The organism is Pedobacter sp. AK017 (genome assembly GCF_014200825.1).
Taxonomy (GTDB): domain Bacteria; phylum Bacteroidota; class Bacteroidia; order Sphingobacteriales; family Sphingobacteriaceae; genus Pedobacter; species Pedobacter heparinus.
This window is the reverse complement of the sequence record NZ_JACHCW010000006.1, coordinates 305,267-330,041: the sequence shown is the minus strand read 5'-3', so window position 1 is coordinate 330,041 and position 24,775 is coordinate 305,267. Positions and strand designations below refer to the sequence as shown.

Here is a 24,775-nt window from a genome sequence, read left to right as displayed (position 1 = left end):
CTAATTTATGTTTAAAATTGCATATTAGCACAATTATATACTTTAGGTGAATGTTTGAAGCAATATTACAAGGGATAGGTGCGGGTATTTTATTTTCTTTTTTAACAGGACCAGTGTTCTTTTCAATGATCAAGACCAGCATTGAAAAGGGATTTAAGGCAGGCTTTGCGCTGGCAATCGGCGTCATTCTAAGCGATATCATTTTTATCAGCTTAACCATATTCAGTTCGCAGTTTGTGGATTATAAATCTGAATATTTCGAATACATAGGAATAGTTGGTGGCCTGTTTTTACTGGGAGTAGGTTTATATTATCTGTTTAATACCGTTAAAGTGAATTATGATATTGCTGAGATTGCCAAGGTAAAAAAACGGGGTTATGTATTGAAAGGCTTTTTAATGTGCCTATTATCTCCAACAACATTGATGTTTTGGATAATGGTTGGAGGCATCATTTCCGTACAGCTCCATTATAACCTTTCAGAAAAAATAATCTTTTTTATCATTGCCATGGCTACCCAGCTGACCGTTGATGGCTTTAAAACCTATTATGCAGCAAAGTTAAGGTACAGGATCAAAGAAAAGACTATACAGAACCTGAACAGAATTGCCGGTGCGGTAATCCTGATATTTGCAATCAGGTTGTTTATTGAGGTTGTTTTAAAGCATTACAAATAAAAGTAAATAAGCCATTATGTTCACAGTCTGGCATCTGTTAGGCTTCTGAAGGGGAGCAAACAGCGCCTAGGCCTGTTCACAGAAGGCATATTTTTTCAATAGCATAATGCAGATCAATAACATTGTGCAGATGAAAGTGCTAATACAGCTGCCTAAGACGATCGTCTGACAGCAAAAATGCTTACTGGGAGAAGGCATAGGAATAATTGATGCCCTTCAGCATCACTTGTTCCAGCCTTCGAGTAGTACAGCTTTTTTGCCCCTTTAATAGGCCCTTTGGTTATTTCCTTCTTTCCAGTTTACAAATGCTTTATTTACTACCTTATTACCACCTGGCGTTGGATAATTGCCAGAGAAATACCAGTCGCCACTATGATTAGGACAGGCGATGTGTAAATTATCCAATGTCTGATAAATCACTTCAACTTCGGCTACCGTATTTGCTGGTGTAATGATCCTGGCAATCTGTGCAGAAATTTCTTCCTGTTTAAAAGGTCTGTAAATATCTTTCACATGATTTACTATCTCTTCTTTAGGCAACAGCAGCGAAGCCTTACATTTTTGGTATACTTCTTCTATTACATTTTCCATACCACGCGCTTTCAGCAATTGTATGGCAGCTTCAAATGCAACAAATTGCCCCATTTTAGACATATCAATACCATAACAATCAGGATAACGTATCTGAGGTGCAGAAGAAACAATAATGATTTTTTTAGGATGCAGCCTGTCAATTATTTTGATGATGCTCTGCTTTAAAGTTGTACCCCTTACAATAGAATCATCTACAGCTACAAGTGTATCTGTATGATTTTTGATTACCCCATAAGTGGTATCATATACATGTGCTACCATATCTCCCCTGTCAGCATCCTGGGTAATAAAAGTCCGTAGCTTAACATCTTTAATGGCCAGCTTCTCTACTCTTGGGCGCATAGACAGCAGCTCATCCAGTTCTGCATCACTCAGCGTATCTTTACGGCGCAACAATGCTTCTTTCTGTACTTCCCTGATGTAAGCGTGCAGCCCATCAACCATACCATAGAAAGAAACCTCGGCAGTATTTGGGATAAAAGAAAAAACTGTATTTTTCAGGTCGGCACTTACCGCATCCAGAATTTGTTTGCACAACAACGCACCCAGATGTTTTCTTTCTTTATAGATTTCAGCATCGCTTCCTCTTGAAAAATAGATACGTTCAAATGAACAGGCCCTTTTTTCTTCAGGTTCCCGGAAGATCTCCTGTGTTACGGTACCGTCTTTTTTAACGATCAATGCATGGCCCGGTTCTATTTCCTTTACATTTTTAAACTGTATGTTAAATGCCGTCTGAATGGCTGGACGTTCTGAAGCTGCTACTACAATTTCATCATCGGCATAATAATAAGCCGGACGGATGCCGGAAGGGTCGCGCAGAATGAAAGCATCCCCATTGCCAACAATACCTGAAATGGTATAACCACCATCCCAGTTTTTTGCAGAGCGTTTTAATATCTTAGCGATATCAAGGTTTTCAGAGATCTTATGTGTGATGGCTACATTGTCTAGCCCTTCTTTTTTATATTCATCAAACAGTTCCTGGTTTTCATCATCTAAAAAATGTCCGATCTTTTCCAGTACTGTAACTGTATCTGCCTTTTCTTTTGGATGCTGACCAAGTTCATACAACTGCTCCAGCAATTCATCTACATTGGTCATGTTAAAATTACCTGCAATAACCAGGTTCCTTGTCATCCAGTTATTCTGACGTAGAAATGGGTGACAGTTTTCTATGCTGTTCTTGCCATGCGTGCCATACCTTAAATGCCCCAGTAAAACCTCACCAATAAAACTCACATTTTGTTTTAACCACTCCGCATCCTGCATCAATTCAGGCGTTTCATTCTGGATATCTACAAATTTATGCTGTACATAGCCGAATATATCTGCAACTGCATTCTGGGCCATGGAACGGTACCTGCTGATGTAACGGTGACCTGGTTTAACATCCAGCTTGATGGTTGCTATTCCGGCCCCATCCTGTCCACGGTTGTGTTGCTTTTCCATCAAAAGATAAAGCTTGTTCAATCCGTAAAGTGCAGTACCGTATTTTTCCTGATAGTATGAGAGCGGTTTTAAAAGGCGGATAAAGGCAATTCCGCATTCATGTTTTATCGAGTCACTCATTCGTGTGTGTTGTTTTAAGCGGCAAATTTACCGTTAATAATAATGAGAACCTAGAAAGAAATAGAAAGTTTATTTTTAGATTATAATTGATGTTTAAACAGCAATCCTATCAAAAAACCTGCATTTACCGGGTGCTTGCCTTAAGCGCTACATGCCTGGAAACTACCCTTTCACCAAAAAAGACAGAGGCCTGGGTATCAAAAACCTGAGCATCACCAGATGTAAAGAAAATGGTTTTGTTTTCCCTGGCAATTCTATGCGTCATTTCGGGATGATTTTCCAGGTACAATGCCAAACTATCGGCAACAATATCATCCTGTCCCAGCAAGTTAATATGATCCGGAAGGATCGTCTTTATTTTAGGTACCAGCAGCGGATAATGGGTACATGCCAAAACAATACAATCGATTTGATTGTCCTTTGCCAATAATTCATCAATGTACTTTTTAACAAAATAATCGGCACCTGCGGCTATGTGTTCATTGTTTTCTATCAGGGGTACCCACATCGGACAGCTTTGCTGGGAAACTGATATCTCGGGAAAGAATTTATTGATCTCCATCAGGTAAGACTCGGAATTGACTGTACCCCGTGTTCCCATTACCCCAACATGCTTCGACAGGGTAAAATCACCCACAATCTCGGCTGTTGGCCTGATTACACCCAGCACCCTCCTGTCCGGATATTTAAAAGGCAATACATTTTGCTGTATGTTGCGCAACGCCTTTGCCGAAGCGGTATTACAGGCCAGGATAACCAACGGGCAACCCTGCGCAAACAACCATTCTACACATTCAAGTGTATACTGATAAATGGTTTCGAAAGAGTGGTCTCCATAAGGTGTACGCGCATTGTCGCCAAAATAAATGTAATTATACTGGGGCAGCTTACTGGCGATCGACTTAAATACGGTCAGGCCGCCGTAGCCAGAATCAAAAACACCAATGGATTGATTATCGTTCATTATAAAAAAACGGGATGGTTTTTATCAACCATCCCGCAATTTAAATATTTCAAATAAGTTTATTTTATTTTTTAGGTGCAGGTGCTGTTGTTTTAGCAATACCTAACTTAGTTTTTACAAGATCAGTAATGTCATCACCGCCGTCCCAGTAAATTAAAGCCTGGTTGGCTGTATCAAATACATAAGCAAAACCTTTTTCTTTAGAAACAGCTTTAATGGCTGCATCAGCCTTAACCTGGATAGGGTTAAACAACTCAGCATTTTTAGTTTCCAGTTCCTGCTGTGCTTTTTGTCTGGCATCGCCAATACGTTTTTCAAGATCCTGAAGTTCAGCACCCATCGTCTGCAATTCTTTAGTAATGGCTTCTTTGTTAGCCTCACTCATCGTTTTCTCTTTGTCCTGTGCTGCTTTCAGTTTAGTCTGATATTCCGAGATCATTTTCTCGATATCGGCTTGTTTTGTTTTTTGAAAAGCTTCCAATGCAGTACGTGCAGTTTTAACCTCTGGCATAGCCTCTATAATCGTTGCAGAGTTTAAATGTGCCAATTTTTGTTGTGCATTTGCAATATTAGCAGTAAACAATAATCCTGCCGCTAAAAAAAATGCGTTAATTAACTTTCTCATCCTATTTTTCTTAATAATTGTTTCTAATTTATGTTTAATATATTTATTTAATCGTCGAATCTGGCTTATAGCCTAATCTTTTAATCACATCGTTACTTACATCATAACCACTACTGGCATAGATCATCATCGTAGCCTCACTGCTCTTGTCAAAAATAAAGTCAAGGAGTTTGGCCTTTGCTACTTCTGCTACCGCCTTTGTTACGCCATCCTGGATAGGGCCTAACAATTTGGCACGGGCCTGAAACAATTCACCTTCCGGACCAAATATTTTGCGTTGAAATTCTTTTGCCTGCTTTTCTTTTTCTATAATGTCATTCTCTCTCCTTTTGCGCATATCATCAGTCAGCAACACCTGATCTGCCTGATAGGCTTTATACATTTTATCTATCTCAGTAAAGTTGTTGTCCACTTGTCTTTGCCATTGTTGCGACAAAACATTTAACTGATTTAATGACGATTTATAATCAGGTAAATGTTTCAGAATATATTCTGTATCAACATAAGCAAACTTTTGTGCAAATGCACCCATCCCTGTAAACAGCAAGATGCAAATTAAAATATACTTTTTCATTAGTACGATGATTTTATTTTGTATCGGGTTTATTGTGTGTTTTATTAATTAAATCCGCCAAGCTGCTGTGCTATACTAAAGTGGAACTGTCCTTTGTTGGCATCTGGTGAACCCGGAATCTTATCAAATCCATATCCCCAATCTATTCCCAGCAATCCAAATATCGGTAAAAATATTTTTGCACCAAAACCTGCAGAGCGTCTTACGTTAAACGGATTAAAGTCGGCAAACTTATTCCAGGTATTTCCACCTTCGGCAAATGCCGTTAAAAATGCCGTAGCCTGCTGACTTGCAATTACCGGGTATCTTAACTCCATTACATATTTGGTAAATATAGGGCTACCCGATTGTTGTGCAATATTAGGATTGGCACCTACCGGTATTACGGAGTTATTGGCATATCCGCGCATAGCGATCAGCTCCGATCCCTGAAGGAAATCAAATCCCTGCATACCATCTCCACCAAGTTTAAACCTTTCAAAAGCCGATTGTCCAACCGCACTGTTATACGAACCCAGGAACCCAAACTGGGCTTGTGCTTTCACAACAAACTTACCAGCTAACCGCTGGAACCACTGCGATTCAAATTTCCATTTGTGGTACTCCGTAAATTTATAACGTTGTTTATCAGATGCTGTTGCATAATTTACGTTATTCAGTAAAGAATAAGGCGGTGTAGCCTGTACCGTAAATTTAAAATAAGAACCACCTGTCGGGAAAATCGGGGAATCCCTTGAGTCCCTGCTCAGTTCCTGTGTAAGGTTAAGGTTGTATGAAGTACCTGTACTAAACAGGAACCCTGGATAATTGTTCAGGATATATTGCTGTACATTGATCGCATGTGTTAACTGAAAATAGTTATCCGGGAAGTTCAGTCTTCTTCCCAAACTTACTGTAACCCCATTCAGGCGAATCTTTTGGTACTGACTGCTGGATGGATCAATTGTACCATAATAACTTCTTCCTCCGTTAGACTGTAAGGAAGTAAAAGCACTTACCCCAAAGCTGATCGGTTTTTTACCACCTAACCATGGTTCAGAGAAAGAGAAACTATACGACTGGTAGTATTTACCATTGGTTTGCCCACGCAAGCTTAGCTTTTGTCCGTCCCCTTTAGGTAAAGGTTTGTAGGCACTTAAATTAAACAGGTTTCTTAAGGAGAAGTTGTTGAAGGTTAAACCCAATGTACCGATGATGTTACCACCACCAAAACCACCCGAAAGTTCAATCTGATCTGAAGGTTTTTCTTCTACCGTATATTCAATATCCACTGTACCATCTGCAGGGTTTGGCTTCGGTACAGGATTGGTTTTTGATTCATCAAAATTACCCAGCTGACCGATCTCACGAACTGTACGGATCAACAGGTCTTTAGAGAATTTCTCGCCCGGTTTTGTACGCACCTCACGTAAAACAACACGGTCATTTGTAATCGTGTTCCCCTTAACCGTAATGCGGTTATTGGTGTACTGTGGGCCTTCATAAATCCGCATCTCCATTTCAACAGTATCACCATAAATTTTGGTCTGTACCGGATCAACGTTAAATGTTAAATAACCATCATTCAAATAAATGCTGGACACGTCATCCCCGTTGGCACTTCCCCTTAATTTTTTTTCTAACTTCTCTTCGCTGAATACCTCACCCTTTTCAATGCCTAAAGCCCTTTGTAAAAAGTCGGTATTGTATTTTGCATTTCCTACCCAGGTAATGTTCCCGAAATAATATTTAGGTCCTTCAAACAGATCGATCTTAATGCCCACCGCTTTATCGCTGTACTGATAAATGCTGTCTTTCAGAATTACCGCATCCCGATAACCCTTATCGTGCATTTTAGCAATGAGCTTGGTCTTATCTTCGTCGTATTTTTCTTTATTGAATTTTCCTGAACCAAATACCTTATAAAAAGCCTGTTGTTTTGTTTTTTTCAGATACTTACGCAGTTTGGCCGAAGAAAAATCCTTATTGCCCGTAAAATTGATCTCGTGGACTTTAACTTTCCTGCCCTTATTTACGGCAACCTGCAATATTACACTGTTGTCCTGACTGGGGTCTGGCTTGGTCTTGTATTCAACACTGGTAAAGAAATACCCCTTTTCCAGCAAAAACTTTTTAATTGTAGCAGTGGTGCTGTTATACAGGTTATCGTTGATAATGGCTTTTCCTGCTTTTTCACCTAGTTTTTCAATGATATCCGTTTTTTGGGATTTACTTACCCCTGTAAATTCAAAAGAGCTGAGACGCGGACGCTCAACTACCTCAATATCAAAATACACGGTATCTTCTACTATTTTAGTAATATCCAGTTGAATATCATCAAACAGCCCCTGGGCCCAAAGATTTTTGATTGCATTGGCCGTAGCTTCACCCGGAAGTATAACTCTTTCGCCTTTGATCAGTTTTGACAAGGTAATGATCACGTCTTTATCCAGATATTGGGTACCTGTTAGGGTAGTACCACCAATGATATACTCTTTCGGGTTAAAATAATCCAGTTCAAGTCCTTTTACTTTTAAAGTAGGAGCTGCAGGATTGGACTGGGGGCGGGTGATCTGTGCCATTGTTGGTAAACCAATCAACAACAATAATATAAGTTGGTATATTCTTTTCATTTACAATCTAAAAATCGATGCTAAGTTAATTTAAACACATGTTAAAAAGTGTTAAAAGTAAAATTAGTTCAATTGTTCACTAATTTTACCAAAGCGGCGTTCGCGTTTCTGGTAGTCTACAATCGCTTCAAAAAGGTCTTCCCTTCTAAAGTCTGGCCACAGGGTATCCGTAAAATACAATTCAGTGTAGGCCATTTGCCACAATAAAAAATTACTGATCCTGTGTTCACCGCTGGTCCTGATCATCAATTCAGGATCGGGCATATTTATGGTGGTCAACTGGGCCGAAAAATGGGCTTCATTAATCTCATCAATATCTATTTTTCCGGCTTTTACCTGTACCGCAAGTTTCTTTGCAGCTTCAATAATTTCCCATTTGGCACTGTAACTTAAAGCCAGTGTTAAAGTACAATGGGTATTATTGGCCGTCTTATCCATTGCGCTCTTCAAATCTTCAATACATTTTTGAGGAAGCGAGGCAATATCTCCGATGGCATTCAGCCTGATGTTGTTTTTGGTCAGTGTTTCCGTTTCCTGATTGATCGTTGTGATCAGCAGTTCCATCAATGCATTCACTTCCTCAACAGGCCTGTTCCAGTTCTCTGTTGAAAAAGCGTAAACGGTAAGGTATTTGATCCCGATGTCTACACAACCTTCAACGATATCCTTTACAGACAGCACACCGCTTTCATGACCAAAAGCCCTGAATTTACCTTGATTTTTTGCCCATCTTCCATTCCCATCCATGATAATGGCAATGTGCTCTGGTAAGCGTGTAATGTCTATTTGTTCTTTAAATCCCATTTATTTACCGCAAATATGCTTAAAATGTATAACATTTTTGGGACACAAAGGTATAAGATATGCCAATACCTACAAACATATATGTATCTCTTTTTCTAAAATCGCCCCGCTGGGTACCAGGAGCACCATAATTTGGTATAACTGAGGGGTTTGATAAGTGTTGCCGCAAGGCCCTTGATCCGTCATCCGGCCATACCGCAGCATCAGGATACACCCCACTAACATCATCCAGGTAGTCGGTATGCGCTGTCCGGTATCCAATCTGTGAAAACAATCCCCAGTTCTCCTTCAGCTGTACTTTTATCCCTACACCATAAGGAATGGTTAATGCATAATTCCTGTAAGTTGCCGCCTGGCCCTCGGTCTGATAATACCTTAAATTGTATTCAGTATCGTCATAAGTACCCTTTGGGCTATAAAACACACCCCCTATCCCGGTAAATATATAAGGTGTAAACTTCTTTGTTCCTCCACCCGCAAAATAATTGAGAAAGTTAAAATCAACCTGTACACTTACCTCATTTAACGGGGTCTTAAAATTAATGTTCCGGTTTTTAAAGTCTGCATTTTCGGAAAAAGCATCATTGGCCCTGATCTTACCATAAGTATAATGCAAACCTACGGCCCAATACGGGTCAAGGTTCAGTTTGGCATAGGCCCCTGCCGAAATCCCGCTTATCTTTAATGGCTTATCCGGGTTCAGATCGCCCATATAACCTGCTCCACCCGCCATTACCCCAAGCTCGAAAGTCTGGGCAAATGCCGTCACCGTCCCAAAAAGGACAAGAAAGCAAGTCAGTTGTGGGCTGTAACGCATATTAATAATTCCGGGTATCAATACCCCAAAGTAATTTATTCCGCAATGTGGTCAGGTAGCTCTCATTATTGAGCCTGATCAGGTTTACATGAAATTTAGCCTTATTTAAAGTTACTTTCACAGACCGGTCTACCGTTTCTGTGCGCGAATCACAAGACACCAGAAACTTTGCACTTCTTGCTTCCACCTCAAAGGTTAAAGACACATCATCAGGAACAATTACCGGCCGCACATTTAAATTGTGCGGGGCTATGGGGGTAATCACAAAGTTCTGCGAGCTGGGATAAATAATGGGACCACCGCAGCTTAACGAATAAGCTGTCGACCCTGTCGGCGTTGCAATAATTAATCCATCAGCCCAGTAAGAGTTCACAAACTCATTGTTCATGTAGGCATGGATGATCATCATCGCAGAATTATCTCTCCGGTGTATGGTGATGTCATTCAGCGCAAAATTCGCTTCTCCAAAAAGGTCATAAGTAGATGCTAAACTTAGCAAGGTTCTTTTATCAAGTGAATACTCTTTATTCTTTAAGGCATCAATTGCCTTTTTTATTTCATCTTTATTGATGCTGGCCAGGAAACCAAGCCTGCCAAAATTGATACCTATAACAGGTATACCTGAATCACGGATCAGCGCCAGTGTATCCAGCAAAGTCCCGTCCCCGCCTAAACTGACCAATACGTCAGTCTGTCCGGGCAATTCCGTATGCGATGAAAAAACCTTAATATGGTCGGGGAGCTTAATCTTATCCTTTATAAAATCGAGGTATTTTTTGTAGACAAGAATTGGGCTTTTATACTGTTCCAGAACATTAAAAACCTCCTGTACATAAGGCAATACACTATTATTGAACTCCCTACCGTAGATAGCAATTTTCATTATACGTTTAAATAATTCATAAATGAATTGAAGCGGTCTTCGGTTCCGTCATCTGCTTTTGTACTGTTAAATACGGCTTTCACCTGATAATTATACCGTTCAAAAGAGGCAATAATGCCCGACAATTCTGTTTTATTAATTTTCAGGGTAACTTCAAGCTTTGTAGAATCGGGGAATGATTGCACATAAGAAGAAAGGATCTGTGCATTATCGGCCTCAACAATTTGCGCCATATGGGCCAAAGAATTGTTCCTGTTACTGATTTCCAACACAATAATCCCTCCTGGTGCGGCAACGGCAAAGATACTGGCTGCAGAGGCAATCAGGGTATTGATGGTGATCAGGCCCAGGTAATTCTTTTTATAGTCCAATACCGGAACAGCTGACAGGTTCAACTGGGTCAGCAACCTGATGATGTCGTAAATATGTGCATCCTCATAAACAAAAGGGTTTAAGAGCGACAAAGAAAGGCTGCCTATGGGCACCCCCAAATCTCTAACCTCTATCAGTTCATCTTCTGCAAGCAATCCCAAAAACTGGCTTTCGTTTACAATGGGCAGATGGGAAAGTTTGAACTCAGTCATCCGTTCCATAGCTTTCTGCGCTGAATCAGAAGTCCTAAGCGGTGGTATTGAATTAGATATGAGTTCGGTTGCCAGCATTATTTAAGTAAAATTCTGTTTAAAAAAGTTTGAAGGTATTCATTAAAGATCTCCGGACGCTCCATCATAGGGGCATGTCCGCATTTATCTACCCAGTTCAGTTCCGAATTGGGTAAAAGCTCATGAAATTCTTCTGCCACATCCGGTGGGGTTACCTTATCCTGCATTCCCCATATTAAGGAAACAGGTATGGTTATCCTCGAAAGATCTTTAGACATATTGTGTCTTATGGCCGATTTGGCCAGGGCCAGAATCCGGATTACCCTGGAACGTTCATTTACCGTTTTATATACTTCGTCTACCAGTTCTTTGGTTGCCGTTGCCGGATCATAAAAGGTAAACTCTACCTTTTCACGGATGTAATCGTAGCTTTCCCTTCTTGGAAAAGAACCGCCAAAAGCATTTTCGTATAAACCAGAGCTGCCCGTAAGTACCAGGGCCTTTACATTTTCCTGATGCGCGATGGTAAATACCAGCCCCACATGGCCACCAAGGGAATTACCAATCAGAACCACCTGGTTAACTTTCTTATATTTTAAAAATCTGTTGATGTATTTAGACAAACTTCTCACCCCCAGTGTCAGGATAGGAAGCTCATAAATAGGCAAAATAGGCACCAGAACATGGTAATTTTCTTTAAAACGGTCAATTACCGGCTCCCAGTTGCTCAATTCTCCCATTAAACCATGAAGTAATACCAGGGTTTCACCTTTTCCGGCTTCTATATATTTAAACCCACCTTCGTCTATTACTTCGTATGTCATATAAATATTTTGTGTATGATTATTGCTACTAAGTTAGTAGAGTAAAATTAATTTAATGTAATATAATATATTAATTTATTGAAAACAGCTATATCAACTAAGCAGCAGCACAATTTATGCCAATTGCTTTTTTACAATTTCAGCTATTAATTTCCCATCTGCTTTGCCGGCAAGCTCCTTGTTGGCAAGGCCCATTACTTTACCCATATCTTTAACAGAAACTGCACCCGAATCTTTTATAAGCCCTTCAATAATCGCTTCAATTTCCGACGCTCCAAGCTGCTTTGGCATAAATACACTGATCACTTCTATTTCCTCTTCCTCTACCCTGCTCAGGTCTTCCCGGCCTTGTTGTTTATAAATATCGGCCGATTCTTTTCTTTGTTTGATCAGTTTTTGTAAAAGTTTCAGTTCCGTCTCCTCAGTAATTTCCTCTGCTGTCCCTTTTTCTGTTCTGGCCAGTAACAAAGCTGCTTTTATCGCTCTTAAGCCCCGCAATTTGGCCTGGTCTTTAGCCAGCATGGCTTGTTTTATTTCCTGATCTATTGTATTCGATATCATATCATTTTAAATTATTTCCTGTCTATTATTGTACCATTTGCCTGTGCAGTTGGCATAATCAGCATATCATTTATATTTACATGGGCCGGCCTGCTTACCGCAAACCATATCGCTTCGGCAATATCATCTGCAATTAAAGGCTCCAAACCATCATAAACTTTTTTGGCCCTTCCCTCATCTCCTTTAAAACGTACTATAGAAAATTCGGTTTCTACCAGACCCGGATGAATTGCAGTAACTTTGATACCATGCGGCAATAAATCTATCCGCATCCCCTTATTCAATGCATCTACGGCATGTTTGGTTGCACAATAAACGTTCCCGTTAGGATACACATCTTTACCGGCAATAGAACCAATATTTATAATGTGCCCGCTTTTTTCAGCTACCATCCAGTTAGATACAATCTTTGTGGAATAAAGCAAGCCCTTAATATTGGTATCAATCATGGTGTCCCAATCCTCCACACTTCCTTTATTGATGGGCTCCAGGCCCTGGCTCAAACCGGCATTATTGATCAGTACGTTTACCTTTTTCCATTGTGCGGGTAAAGTTTCAAGGTGGTACGACAGATTCTCAAAATCCCTTACATCGGCCACAATCTTTTTTACTTCAATGGCATATTTATCTTCAAGATGCTTTGCATGATCTGCAAGCAGCTGCGCCCGCCGGGCTACCAAAATTAAATTGTAACCCTGAGCGGCAAATAAATGGGCACATGCGGCTCCGATACCCGAAGTTGCCCCGGTAATTAATGCGGTTTTCATCTGTATCATTTTTTTATGTGTTGACGAACTAAACTCATGATGGTCCATCTGAATAAGTTTTTAATCAAAAAATATCTGAAAAGGTACGAGTGTATTGTAACATGCTGTAATTATCAATGTATTTTTTTTAATACCGAACAAAATGACAATGTGTCTTCCCAATATTTTTTGAACAAGCAAAGCTATTAAAATTTTATTTGGCAGCTTACTCAAAAAATAAACTGAAAGTCACATGACGCAACTGGAGCTTATCAATTGGTGCCGAATAAGGACTTGGATCGTTTTTCAGCACATCGTTAAAGGAATAGGACAGTTTAATTTCGGGCGACATTTTGAAATATTCAAAGTACAGGTCAAAACCAAAGCCGGCCTCGTAGGACAAAAAGTTTTTTCTGTTCTTTAAAAATTTATCCATCGGTGCATTCGGTGCATCATTGCTCCTTTTCTTTGATGCAATGTCTATAGCATATTTCGCTCCCCCAATTACATAGGCCCTGAAATTATTTCTCCTGTCAGATTTTATTTTAAGGCTAAGCGGCAGTTCTACCATTGTAGCCTGTACCTTCTTTTCTATCGGCGTCTCTTCTCCTTCAAAATCATAATAAGCCAGGCGGTCGTTAAAAACCAGGCTCGGCGTAAACCTGAAGTCGGCATTTTCATTGATGCGCTGGTTTACCACAAAGCCAATTCCAAAGCCCGGTGAAGATTTGGATGAGATCGACTTTAAAGATCCTGAAACGGGCAATCCGGTATCGGGATCAATAAAAGGGTCACGCCAGTTTTCTTTCTTTAATATTTTATACTCAGAAGCAATGTATTGAAAAGTAAAACCGAAATGCAAACCAGCGTCATCTACGCCTCCGCCCCAGTTCTGGGCCTTAGCGCTATAAAAGGCTAAAAAACAACAAAGCAGCAGGTATATTTTTTTTATCAGCATTTCTGTTCAGCTAGGAACTTATTTAATACCAGTATATATTGCACTTATTCCAAAAGTAAGCCTGATGTCCCTGGTCTCTTTAAAACCAATCTTATCCATCAGGCGAAGAAAATCATCACCGTCAGGAAATGCTGCTACAGATTCCGGCAGGTACTCATAAGCACGCTGATCTTTCGAAAACAGCTTTCCAAATAAGGGGGTAATGTATTTAAAATAAAAATTGTATCCTTGTTTAACAGGAAAAGCCCTTGGTTTTGAAAATTCCAGGATCACCATTTTACCGCCCGGTTTTAAAACCCTGTACATATCGGCAAGCCCTTTCTCCAGGTTTTCGTAATTCCTTACCCCAAAGGCCACGGTAATGGCATCAAAATGGTCATCGTTAAACTGTAAGCCTTCAGAATCTCCGGGTTGCACAGAAAAAACGTGCTGCAAATTCCTTTCCTGTATTTTTTTTCGCGCCACATCCAGCATGCCTTCCGAAATATCGACACCTATAATTTTTTCCGGTTGCAGGATCTTTATCGCTTCAAAAGCAAAATCCCCGGTACCGGTTGCTACGTCCAGCATTACACGCGGCCGAATGGATCTAAGTTCTCTGATCGCTTTCTTACGCCAAAGGATGTCTATTCCGAGCGACATAAAATGATTTAAAAAATCATAAGTTCCCGAAATATTATTGAACATACTGGCTACCTGCTCCTTCTTTGTTGCAGTTTGAGATTGATAAGGTGTAATGTTTTCGTTCATAGTATGGTGCAAAGATAAGTATTGTTGAATTCTATTTTTCTACCTTTGTCAAATGATTATAAAATCAGCAACTTTTATTTGCAGCAATACAAAGGTTTCCGCTTTACCTGTAGCCAACATGCCCGAATATGCATTCATCGGACGGTCAAATGTAGGAAAATCATCACTGATCAACATGCTGGTTAACCAGCACGGACTGGCCAAAACCTCACAAAGGCCCGGTAAAACCCAGCTCATCAATCATTTTCTGATCAACGAGAAATGGTATATTGTCGATTTACCCGGTTATGGCTATGCCAAAGTATCCAAAACCAGCAGGGAAAACTGGGAAAAATTTATCCGCAACTACATCACAAAAAGGGAAAGCCTGCAATGTGTATTCGTTTTGATAGACAGCAGGCTGGAACCACAAAAGATAGATCTTGAATTCTGCTGCTGGATGGGAGAAATCCAGATCCCCTTTGCACTGATCTTTACAAAGGCCGACAAACAATCTACCGTAAAAACGGATAAGAATGTTGCTTTATTTAAAAAAGCCCTGGGTGGATGGTTTGAAGAGATCCCTCCTTATTTTGTCACCTCAGCCGAAAAAGGAACCGGAAAGGAAAAAGTGCTGGAATTTATTGAACAGGTAAATCTAGACTTTGTAATGCCATGAAGAAGTATTTTTCACTAGTCCTGTTTGCCCATTCAGTCTTTGCCCTGCCTTTCGCATTGATCGGCTTCTTTCTTGGGGTAACTACCACCGAAAATCCATTTAACTGGCTTAAACTTGTCCTGGTTTTGTTGTGCATGGTATTTGCACGCAATTCAGCCATGGCGTTTAACCGGTATCTGGACAGGAATATCGACGCCAAAAACCCCAGGACAAAAATGCGCGACATCCCTGCCGGTAAGGTATCTGCAAAAGAAGCACTGCTATTTGTCATCATCAATTGTATCCTTTTTATCCTTACCACTGCATTTATCAATAATTTGTGTCTTTACCTTTCGCCGGTAGCCCTGTTTGTGGTACTTTTTTATAGTTATACCAAAAGATTTACCGCCCTGTGCCACCTGGTTTTAGGCCTGGGGCTTTCATTGGCCCCTATTGGTGCTTACATTGCGGTAACCGGAGTGTTTAACCTGGTACCGGTACTGTATTCGTTTGCCGTATTGTTTTGGGTTAGCGGTTTCGACATCATTTACGCCCTGCAGGATGAAGATTTTGACAGGGACGAAAAATTACACTCCATTCCTGCAGCTTTGGGCATTAAAAATGCCTTAAACCTTTCTATAGGCCTTCACGTTTTATCTGCGCTTTGTGTGATACTGCCGGTATGTTTTACTACTTTTAGCTGGGTGTATTATGTTGGTGTTGCATTTTTTTGCTTTATGCTCATCAACCAGCACCTGCTGGTAAAACCTAACGACATTAGTAAAGTAAACAAAGCTTTTGCTACCACAAACGGCATGGCCTCTGTTATTTTTGCAATTTGTTTTTTACTGGATGCTTTTTTAAGAACCAATTATAATTTTTAGATCCTATGATCAACCTTACCATACCCAAGAAAAAAAGAGTTTATATCCCGCAGGACCTTCAAATCAAATGGGAAAACCTGGAAGTTATTTTAAATGAGCTATTGGAACGTCCGATCGGGAATGTTCAGGAACTGGAACAATGGCTTAAAGACAAAAGTGAACTGGAAGCAGCCCTGGAAGAAGATTTTGCCTGGCGATACATCAGGATGAGCTGTGATACAGCAAATGAAAGCCTGGTTAAGGATTTCCAGTATTTTGCTACCGAAATTGAACCTAAAATTTCTCCGGTTGCCAACAAGCTGAACCAGAAATTTAACGATAGCCCATTTATTGATGAACTGGACCAGGACAAGTTTTTTGTCTATATCCGGGCAATCAGAAAAGCACTCGAAATTTACAGGGAAGAAAACGTGGAGCTGCTGACCAGGCTGCAGGTTACCCAGCAAAAATACCAGGGCATTACAGGTGCCATGAGTGTAACCATCAATGGCCAGGAATATACCCTGGAACAGGCCGCGAATTTTATTAAAGATACAGACAGACAAGTCAGACAACAGGCCTGGGAAACTATACAACAACGTCGTATGGTGGACAAGGACGATTTGAACATGCTGTTTGATGAGCTCATCGTCATGCGTCATGAAGTAGCTTTAAATGCCGGTTTCGAAAACTACCGCGATTATATGTTCCAGGCTTTGGGTCGCTTTGACTATAGCCCTCAGGACTGCTATCATTTTCATGAGGCCATTGAAAAGCAGATTGTACCAATCCTTAAAGAACAGGCAGAAAAAAGGGCAGAACTGTTGGATATAGCCCCACTTAAGCCATGGGATATGGAGGTGAGCACCACCGGAAAACCTGCGCTTAAGCCCTTCAAAAATGGCGGGGAACTGATAGATAAAAGCATAGCCTGCTTCAATGCAATTGATCCTAAGCTCGGACAAATGTTGTCCATCATGAAAACAAACAACCTCTTTGATGTGGAAAGCAGGAAAGGCAAAGCACCAGGTGGATATAACTACCCACTGGCAGAAACCGGAGCCCCCTTTATTTTTATGAACTCGGCCAATTCTTTGCGCGATTTAACAACAATGGTACATGAAGGCGGGCACGCGGTACACACCTTCCTCACTGCAAACCTGGAGCTGAACGACTTTAAACATTGTCCTTCCGAAGTTGCAGAGTTAGCTTCAATGAGTATGGAGCTGATCTCTATGGACAACTGGAACATTTACTTCGACAATGAAGAAGACCTCATCCGTGCAAAAAAAGAACAGCTGGTAGATGTACTCAAAACCTTGCCCTGGGTGGCTGTTATCGACCAGTTCCAGCACTGGATCTATACCAATCCCAGTCATAATGCGGCCGACCGTGAGGAGGCCTTTAAACAAATTTACACCCGTTTTGGGGCAGGCTTTGCCAACTGGGATGGCCAGGAAAAGGAATTTGGAAACATCTGGCAAAAACAGCTGCATCTTTTTGAGGTCCCTTTTTACTACATTGAATATGCCATTGCCCAGTTAGGGGCCATTGCCATCTGGAAAAATTATAAAGAAAATCCTTCCAAAGCGCTGGAACAATATCTTAATGCACTTTCATTAGGTTATACAAAACCAATTAATGAAATTTATGAAACTGCAGGGATAAAATTCGATTTTAGTTTAGGTTATATAGAACAGCTTGCCAGTTTTGTAAAAGATGAATTGCAGAAATTAAACTAAAGACCAAATTTATGCTGGAGAAACTGTTCAGGAAAAAATCTATTGACAAAATATTGGCGGATGCTGAGAAAGGGTACAATGAGCATGGAACTTCCCTGCATAAAACTTTAGGTGTAAGAGATCTTACTGCTTTTGGGATTGCTGCAATTATAGGAGCAGGTATTTTTAGCACCATTGGCAAGGCCAGCGCCGAAGGGGGGCCTGCTGTTATCTTTTTATTCATTTTTACCGCTGTTGCCTGCAGTTTTGCCGCCTTTGCTTATGCAGAATTTGCCTCAATGGTACCGGTATCCGGAAGTGCCTACACCTATTCTTATGTAGCTTTTGGTGAACTTGTTGCCTGGATCATCGGCTGGTCGCTCATTATGGAATATGCCATAGGCAACATCACCGTGGCCATTTCCTGGTCCGATTACTTTACCGGGCTCCTCTCCTCTATACGAATCCCGGCCCTGAATATAAACGGGATCCATTTGCCCGACTGGATGACGATGGATTACCTTACGGCCTATAACGGCCATAAACACGCTGAGGCCCTTATCCATGCGGGAAAAAACTTTGCCAACCTTGACGATGCCACCAGAATAGCCAGCAGCGCCTGGAACACGGCACCAAGAATCGGCAATTTCCATCTTGTTGCAGATTTGCCGGCGCTGGGCATCATTATATTCATTACCTGGCTGGTGTACAGAGGAATGAAAGAATCCAGAAATGCCAGCAACGCCATGGTTGTCGTAAAGCTCGCTGTCATTTTGCTGGTACTAGCTGTAGGCGTATTTTATGTAGACACCAAAAACTGGAGCCCTTTTGCACCCAATGGGGTATCGGGCGTGCTGAAAGGTGTATCGGCTGTATTTTTTGCTTACATAGGTTTTGACGCCATCTCTACCACTGCCGAAGAATGTAAAAACCCGCAACGCGATTTGCCCCGGGGGATGATGTGGGCAATTATTATCTGTACCATCTTATATGTCGCCATTGCATTGGTGCTAACCGGAATTGTAAACTACAGTCTCTTATCTGTTGGAGACCCTTTAGCTTTTGTATTTGATCAGATCGATCTGAAACTCATGAGCGGCATCATTGCTGTAAGTGCTGTTTTTGCCATGGCCAGTGTATTACTGGTATTCCAAATGGGGCAGCCAAGAATCTGGATGAGCATGAGCAGGGACGGTCTATTGCCCAAATCATTCTCTAAAATCCACCCCAAATACAAAACACCCTCTTTTGCTACCATTGTGGTGGGCTTTGTGGTGGCCGTACCTTCATTGTTCATGAACCTTACCATAGTAACAGATCTGTGCTCCATAGGCACTTTGTTTGCCTTTGTTCTGGTTTGCGTAGGGGTATTGGTTTTACAAAACAAACCGGATGTAAAAAGGGGAAAATTTAAAATCCCTTACATCAATTCAAAATATATTGTTCCACCATTGTTCATTGGGATACTTGTTTTGGGCTTTACCGTATATAAAAATGAAAGCAGTGCTTTCATTTTCAACAAACCTGTTATCAACGACCCTGTAAAGATCATCACTTCATTAAATGATGCTGAAAGGTTAACAATTAAGGATGAAATTAAAGCCGAACAGGCCAAAGTAAACCTGATTGGACATAATATTGATGCTGAGGCCTATCTGAATAAATTAACTGCACAGCAATACCAGCGTTTCATAGATAAATCTGCCATAAGCCCCGAAAAGAAATATGAACAGGGATGGGCACTGTTCAGGCACAAAATACCCATGTGGATATTTTTCTTTATCAGCCTGTATATTATCTGGTTCTGTATCACCAAAAACCTTTCACTTATACCGGTACTGGGCCTGATCAGCTGCCTGTATATGATGTGCGAGCTGGGCATCTCTAACTGGATCGGATTTGGCATCTGGCTCATCGTTGGCCTGGTAGTTTATTTTCTATATGGATTTAAAAACAGTAAACTCAATGTAGAAAAGATTACCAAATAGAAAAATTTTCGATTTTTATTATAAAATTTGAGAATATATCTTTACATTAGATTAGTAATTTATTATATATTACAAATGTTAAGTTAATTCCGGTGTGGAATCAATTGAACAGGATTAAGTTGCCCTCCTAATTATCCCTATAATTGTTTGGTCGGACGACCAACAATAAAGGCTCCTCCCCGGAGCCTTATTTGTTTGGTAAAAACGTTTCATCAACTCATCTTTCCTAAAACTTATACCCTATTTTAAAACTTATGTTATCTGCTAAATTAATCTCATTTTCAGCATAGCCAGCTTGTTTCGCAAAAATATAGCGAACTCCAAGTCCCAGTCCCAATTCATAGTTGAAATGTTTACCCAGGTTTCTTCTGATGCCCCAGCTTGGTATTATAGAAATGTCGCTGATCACATTGATATTGTCGTAGTTTGACACCACAAACCAATCCGGATGATAGCTTGTTTTTATCGACAAGTAGTTGGCGGCATTGTCAGAAATATTCCTTCCTTTTTCCAGGCGTTTGGCCATGTTGTAATAATACTTTGGCTCAACTATAAGTACCGGGGCCATTAAAAATCCAGTCTGATCGTAAAAACTGTTTGCCCAGAATCCAGCGTCAAAGCCTACTTCTGTTCTTATTACAAATTTATCAGCAAGTCTGCTTTCATTGTTTACCCAAAGTCCAAGATACCCGGTTTGAACACCGAATACAGATTTTTCGACTTTGGCTTCTTGTGCGTTGGTTAACTTAGATAATCCGAGTAGCGCTACTAATAAGAGTTTTTTCTTCATGAACACGTTTAATTGCTCAAAACTAGACAAATTATTTTAGCAAAAGTCCTAGCTTCTGCTAAAGTGTTGTTACTTTCTCTTGTTGCTCAAGTAGAAATAAACGGCAGAATTTCATTCTGAAAACTGCATTTCAGAAAACTCCTAAACCCTATTTAATTTTGCAAACTCTTAAAAATTTAGTGAATCTAGCTGAATTTCAGTCAAATTAAGTTTCTCAACTTTCACCAGAGTAACTTTGCTATAACTAAACCAGTAATAAATGCCAGAACAAATAAGTACTGCAGCACACGAACAGGAAAAAATTAAATCAAAGCCCCGAAAGAAGAATGATATCATTTTCAAAGGGGCCTTTGAAGAATATTTTATACCCCTGCTTCGCTTCATCTACCCCAATGCGGATCAAATATTCGATTTTGATCAGGAGATTTTATTTATGAACAATGAACTCGCTGAAATAGACATCGATCCAGACCGGGCCGGAGGAATCACCCGGACTGATCTGCTGGCAAAAGTTTTTTTAAAAGACGGTACGGAAAAATGGTTTTACCTGCATACCGAAATTCAGGTCGAAACTAATGCGGCCTTTCCGGAACGCATATTTGACTATTACATCCGCTTACGTGATAAATATGGTCAGGCTATAGTTTCATTAGCTGTATTTGCCGGCAAAAAAAGTCAGTTGCGTCCAAATGTATATCAAACCAGCCTGCTGGGGACAGAACTGAATTTTAAGTTCTATACCTATCAGATCTTTGACCATACAGAAGATGAGCTGCTGGCAATGGACAATCCCTTTGCCCTGGTGGTAATTGTAGCACAACAGGAGGCATTATGCAGGAAACTAAATGACACCGCCCGACAAAACACACGGATGAAAATTATAGTTGCGCTGGTAGCTAGTGGTAAATATAATGCAGTACAAATCAAAGAATTTGTACGATTTTTGAACAAAATAATCATAGTTAAAGATTCAAAGTATAATATTATCTTTGATAAGCACTTACAAAACATGACAGGAGGAACAGTAACAATGGGACTTACAGAAGCTTTAAAAATGTTGGATAGAGAAGAAGGCATTGAAATTGGCATAAAGAAAACTGAAGCCAGAAAAAACCACGATTTTGTTGAGAATCTTATTGTTAAATTTGGCTTTTCCGATGAGCAGGTAGTAGCAGCTGCAGAAGTGAGTATAAACTTTGTCAAAAAAGTCCGTAAGGAATTAGAAGCCAAAAACAAGGGTACTGTCAGAAAAAATATTTAAAGAAGAAAAGACATTTTATCGTAGATCACTATTCCTTCAAATAACCTTTTTCTTTAAGTTTATTCCGATAGAAAGTCCCACCCTGCCAACAGAGTCCAACCCTGTCCGCATGGGATTAGTACTCCCAACCTGCGCTGTAACAAACTTATAACCAATAAGTAAAACAAACAGAACAACCAGCTTTTTCATACCCAATAGACGTAGTTCAAACAGAAAAGTTTCAAAATTTAAAACCTGTCTTTGTATGAAATTCAATATTGTTTTCTAAACAGCAGCAGCAAATGAAGCATGATACTGAGTACAAACAGTGTCGTTAAGCCAAGATAGATGCCACTGTCCACAAAATAATTGTGTTCAATAGATGATTGCAAGATATGGAATGCCCAAATGCTTAGAAATATAGCAAACACCATGTTTAAAAATGCAAGCACATAATGAACGGGGTTAAATGCTTTCTCATTTTCAAGATGGCGCAGTACCATCCCATTAAATACAATCACTATTAAAATAGCGACAATTGGCCAGGAATAGCTGTTGAGCAGGTAACCGAAAAAATAGGCCAATGCAAGCGCAATATTTAAATAGGACAATATCTTCAGCATGTACTAATTTACGTGATATTAAGTAAGGCAAAAAAATAGGATTATAACGAAGTTTCTTGCATTTTTTACCCCCTGGAAAAAAACACCACTCTATTGTTTCAGATAGCCTTTTTCCTTAAGCTTATTCTCTACTTTTTCCGCTATTTGTCGTCCCCATTCCTGGCCGGCAGCCATAGATTCGCGGGTAATCAACGGAGTTTTTTCTGCAAATTTCTTACCAATAGGCGTTTCATAAAAAGCTATGAGTTGGCGCAGATCTGCTTCAGTTAAATGCTTCTGATAAACCGGCAATATCAGGTCAACAAGCTTACCGATTGCATCCTTATTTATCTCGGTAACAAACTCATCCCAGAATTCGTTAGGAATATTTGATTGCTGTTGCTTAATCATGGAGATCATTTGGTCAATCGCAGTTTTAAAGGTCACCTCCGACCCCGATACCTGCATCATTTTAGTTAATGTCGACTTGTAAGTATTATTTTCCTGACCAAAAGAAAGCGTTGTAACCAACGCAAGGAGAACTGTTAAGATGGATATTTTCATGTTAAATAATTTGCACATATTGCCTGCTAATCCAAATGAAAAGCCTGCCTCATTTCATATCTGATTTTTTTCCCGTTCAATTCAGCGGGAATCCATTTAGGACTATTCTTAATTATATTTTCACACACTTCAGAAAACTCAGATGCCCCTTTCATATGTTCAATATCATTCTTTACATCAACCACATTCCCCTGTTCATCTATCACATAGTTGATAAAAATAAATTTGGAACCACCTTGTCCTGAACCTTTGGAAATGGTATTTGCGTACTTTTTTATACTGGTTTGCAGAAAAGTATCCCATGTTACCTTACCTGCAAAGGTAGGTGCTTTCCTTGTAAGTACAACAGAGTCCTTTACCAGATAATTTCTGTAAGACTGATCATTCTTTCTATCTCTAAGAATTACATACGAAGTGTACGCTTTCTCCCCATTTAAAAATCCCATTTTATGTTCAACCGAAAGCCTGAGTTGGATTGAAACACTATCGGTATAAGGCATAGGAGAAAGTTTCTTTAAATGTGAAAAATAGTATTTCATTGCTTTCGTTACTTCTTCAGGCAATTCACTTTTCACGCTTACATCTTTAATAGCTCCATCTTTAAGCAGCAAAAAATCGATCTCTGTTTCACTGCTAACGGGTATGGTATCATTACTGTTCATTAAAGTTACATTATTAAAAAAGACCCAATAATCTTTATTATAGTATTTTTCAGGAATCGATTCAATTTGAAAATCACCGGATAAATTCATAGCAGCTCGTACCGCAGATTCATATTCCTTCATATTATTGCCATAAAAAAATGATTCGGCAGTTCTAAAGGGCTCAGCATTCTTAAACAGGAAATCGGATAATGTCTTTTGTGAGGCTATATAATCCCCAAATGCATAATCTGCTAAAAACTTGCTGATTGGTAAATCCTTTAGCGGATATAAACTCAATGGATTTTCAGGTTTTACATATTTTCTTCCGTTATCATACATGCCGTAGCTTTTCCCATAAAGGAATTTATCGTTCTTAAAAGTATCATCGTAAAATAATTTTTTTACCTTACTATTTTTGCTAAGCGGAGCATCCAGCGTATAATATTTCCACTGTCCCTCTCTCTTGCCGTTTATAAGCTCACCTTCTAAACTTCTTATTTTAAAAAAAGAAGTATTGGCAATTACTTTTGGGTATTCTTGCGGATCTAATTCAAATTTGCCATTGCCCTCACTAACTAGTGTGACACCCTTTTTATTCCTATAAAAAAGCGGCGTAAAATCCCTGCTTGTTTCACATTTAGCTTTTAAAATGAGTTCTCCGGAAGAATTGTAAAATGACCATAATCCTTTCATATCATCATTTTCGAAGTGGCCTTCTCTTTCTATTTTGCCATCCGGATAATAATAAGTAAACAGCCCTTGCTTCATGCCACTTTCATCATATACACCCCTCATTTGCACAGCGCCATTTTTGTAAGTATCAATAACCTCACCTGTAAAATAAGTAAATTTATCAATTACCAGTTTTCCCTTCCTAAAGTATTGAGCAATTTGACTATCGCAAATCTGCCAATTGCTATTATAAGGAATAGTCAATTCAAATTCTTGTTTTTGAGCTTTCAAACTGCCTATTGTTAACACCATAATGATTAGCGTCAAAATGTAATATTTCAATTTCATGTATTCATGTCGCTTTTAATAAATTTTACAGGCACGTGGTCGGTTAACCATATAATTTGTAAGATAAATTATATTCACGAAATATATGGATAAAAAAGAAAAATGCCATCCAGTGCAACTCAACATTTCCGATACTGTAACTA

Annotated in this window: 24 protein-coding genes; 6 read left to right on the top strand and 18 right to left on the bottom strand. The window is 39.7% G+C overall.

All coding sequences use genetic code 11. From position 1 onward, the window contains the following. Positions 1-50 precede the first annotated feature (50 nt). Positions 51-677 carry a LysE family translocator gene (locus tag HDC92_RS11210; protein WP_012781156.1) on the top strand — a complete coding sequence of 209 codons (627 nt, stop codon included), beginning with the start codon at positions 51-53 and terminating at the stop codon, positions 675-677. Positions 678-941: 264 nt separating this feature from the next. On the opposite strand, the gene HDC92_RS11205 is transcribed toward HDC92_RS11210, so the two are convergent. The 14 genes from HDC92_RS11205 to ubiE form a co-directional block, all read right to left on the bottom strand. Further along, positions 942-2,843 carry a class II glutamine amidotransferase gene (locus HDC92_RS11205; RefSeq protein WP_036675186.1) on the bottom strand — a complete coding sequence of 634 codons (1,902 nt, stop codon included), beginning with the start codon at positions 2,841-2,843 and terminating at the stop codon, positions 942-944. A gap of 124 nt (positions 2,844-2,967) precedes the next feature. Continuing rightward, positions 2,968-3,807, bottom strand: coding sequence for a glutamate racemase (gene murI, locus HDC92_RS11200; RefSeq protein ID WP_183874509.1), 840 nt, complete (start codon positions 3,805-3,807; stop codon positions 2,968-2,970). 64 nt (positions 3,808-3,871) lie between these two features. Further along, positions 3,872-4,432, bottom strand: a complete 561-nt coding sequence (locus HDC92_RS11195) for an OmpH family outer membrane protein (RefSeq protein ID WP_012781154.1) — start codon at positions 4,430-4,432, stop codon at positions 3,872-3,874. A 43-nt stretch (positions 4,433-4,475) separates the two neighbouring features. Further along, positions 4,476-5,006, bottom strand: a complete 531-nt coding sequence (locus tag HDC92_RS11190) for an OmpH family outer membrane protein (RefSeq protein WP_183874507.1) — start codon at positions 5,004-5,006, stop codon at positions 4,476-4,478. 44 nt (positions 5,007-5,050) lie between these two features. Then, positions 5,051-7,618 carry an outer membrane protein assembly factor BamA gene (gene bamA, locus HDC92_RS11185; protein WP_036675184.1) on the bottom strand — a complete coding sequence of 856 codons (2,568 nt, stop codon included), beginning with the start codon at positions 7,616-7,618 and terminating at the stop codon, positions 5,051-5,053. Positions 7,619-7,681: 63 nt separating this feature from the next. Beyond that, positions 7,682-8,422, bottom strand: a complete 741-nt coding sequence (locus HDC92_RS11180) for an isoprenyl transferase (RefSeq protein ID WP_012781151.1) — start codon at positions 8,420-8,422, stop codon at positions 7,682-7,684. A gap of 19 nt (positions 8,423-8,441) precedes the next feature. Next, complete coding sequence (locus tag HDC92_RS11175) at positions 8,442-9,239, bottom strand: DUF6089 family protein (protein WP_183874505.1); 798 nt, start codon at positions 9,237-9,239, stop codon at positions 8,442-8,444. Position 9,240: 1 nt separating this feature from the next. Next, complete coding sequence (locus HDC92_RS11170) at positions 9,241-10,122, bottom strand: NAD kinase (RefSeq protein WP_183874504.1); 882 nt, start codon at positions 10,120-10,122, stop codon at positions 9,241-9,243. Next, on the bottom strand, positions 10,122-10,784 hold the full coding sequence (locus HDC92_RS11165) for a CBS domain-containing protein (protein WP_012781148.1): 663 nt from the start codon (positions 10,782-10,784) through the stop codon (positions 10,122-10,124). Before HDC92_RS11165 ends, HDC92_RS11170 begins: the two co-directional genes overlap by 1 nt. After that, a complete protein-coding gene (locus tag HDC92_RS11160) occupies positions 10,784-11,548 on the bottom strand; it encodes an alpha/beta fold hydrolase (RefSeq protein ID WP_012781147.1) in 765 nt (254 codons plus the stop codon). The genes HDC92_RS11165 and HDC92_RS11160 overlap by 1 nt, the downstream gene beginning before the upstream one ends. A gap of 114 nt (positions 11,549-11,662) precedes the next feature. Continuing rightward, entirely contained in the window at positions 11,663-12,109 is a 447-nt protein-coding gene (locus HDC92_RS11155; RefSeq protein WP_183874502.1) for a GatB/YqeY domain-containing protein, read from the bottom strand. An 11-nt stretch (positions 12,110-12,120) separates the two neighbouring features. Further along, positions 12,121-12,885, bottom strand: a complete 765-nt coding sequence (locus HDC92_RS11150; protein WP_012781145.1) for an SDR family NAD(P)-dependent oxidoreductase — start codon at positions 12,883-12,885, stop codon at positions 12,121-12,123. Between the two features lie 196 nt (positions 12,886-13,081). Beyond that, positions 13,082-13,813: an outer membrane beta-barrel protein gene (locus HDC92_RS11145; protein WP_012781144.1), complete on the bottom strand. Its 732-nt coding sequence runs from the start codon at positions 13,811-13,813 to the stop codon at positions 13,082-13,084. Positions 13,814-13,831: 18 nt separating this feature from the next. Continuing rightward, positions 13,832-14,563, bottom strand: coding sequence for a bifunctional demethylmenaquinone methyltransferase/2-methoxy-6-polyprenyl-1,4-benzoquinol methylase UbiE (gene ubiE, locus HDC92_RS11140; protein WP_012781143.1), 732 nt, complete (start codon positions 14,561-14,563; stop codon positions 13,832-13,834). Positions 14,564-14,615: 52 nt separating this feature from the next. Here ubiE and yihA point away from each other — a divergent pair, with 52 nt between their 5' ends. From yihA to HDC92_RS11120, 4 genes are read left to right on the top strand one after another with little or no spacing between them, the layout of a single operon-like run. Then, entirely contained in the window at positions 14,616-15,221 is a 606-nt protein-coding gene (yihA, locus tag HDC92_RS11135; protein ID WP_012781142.1) for a ribosome biogenesis GTP-binding protein YihA/YsxC, read from the top strand. Then, on the top strand, positions 15,218-16,084 hold the full coding sequence (locus HDC92_RS11130; protein WP_183874500.1) for a UbiA-like polyprenyltransferase: 867 nt from the start codon (positions 15,218-15,220) through the stop codon (positions 16,082-16,084). The genes yihA and HDC92_RS11130 overlap by 4 nt, the downstream gene beginning before the upstream one ends. A 5-nt stretch (positions 16,085-16,089) precedes the next feature. Continuing rightward, positions 16,090-17,805, top strand: coding sequence for a M3 family oligoendopeptidase (locus tag HDC92_RS11125; RefSeq protein ID WP_183874497.1), 1,716 nt, complete (start codon positions 16,090-16,092; stop codon positions 17,803-17,805). Between the two features lie 11 nt (positions 17,806-17,816). Then, positions 17,817-19,772, top strand: a complete 1,956-nt coding sequence (locus HDC92_RS11120) for an amino acid permease (protein WP_183874495.1) — start codon at positions 17,817-17,819, stop codon at positions 19,770-19,772. Between the two features lie 226 nt (positions 19,773-19,998). Here the strand turns inward: HDC92_RS11120 and HDC92_RS11115 are convergent, their stop codons facing one another. After that, positions 19,999-20,562: a hypothetical protein gene (locus tag HDC92_RS11115; RefSeq protein ID WP_183874493.1), complete on the bottom strand. Its 564-nt coding sequence runs from the start codon at positions 20,560-20,562 to the stop codon at positions 19,999-20,001. 259 nt (positions 20,563-20,821) lie between these two features. Between HDC92_RS11115 and HDC92_RS11110 the strand changes: the two genes are divergently transcribed. Beyond that, positions 20,822-21,823: a hypothetical protein gene (locus HDC92_RS11110; RefSeq protein ID WP_183874491.1), complete on the top strand. Its 1,002-nt coding sequence runs from the start codon at positions 20,822-20,824 to the stop codon at positions 21,821-21,823. Positions 21,824-22,074: 251 nt separating this feature from the next. Here HDC92_RS11110 and HDC92_RS11105 read toward each other — a convergent pair whose 3' ends face one another. The 3 genes from HDC92_RS11105 to HDC92_RS11095 form a co-directional block, all read right to left on the bottom strand. Continuing rightward, positions 22,075-22,425, bottom strand: coding sequence for a hypothetical protein (locus tag HDC92_RS11105; RefSeq protein ID WP_012781136.1), 351 nt, complete (start codon positions 22,423-22,425; stop codon positions 22,075-22,077). A 90-nt stretch (positions 22,426-22,515) separates the two neighbouring features. Next, positions 22,516-22,968: a DUF2059 domain-containing protein gene (locus tag HDC92_RS11100; protein ID WP_255484510.1), complete on the bottom strand. Its 453-nt coding sequence runs from the start codon at positions 22,966-22,968 to the stop codon at positions 22,516-22,518. Positions 22,969-22,994: 26 nt separating this feature from the next. After that, positions 22,995-24,575 carry a hypothetical protein gene (locus HDC92_RS11095; RefSeq protein WP_183874487.1) on the bottom strand — a complete coding sequence of 527 codons (1,581 nt, stop codon included), beginning with the start codon at positions 24,573-24,575 and terminating at the stop codon, positions 22,995-22,997. Between the last annotated feature and the right edge of the window lie 200 nt (positions 24,576-24,775).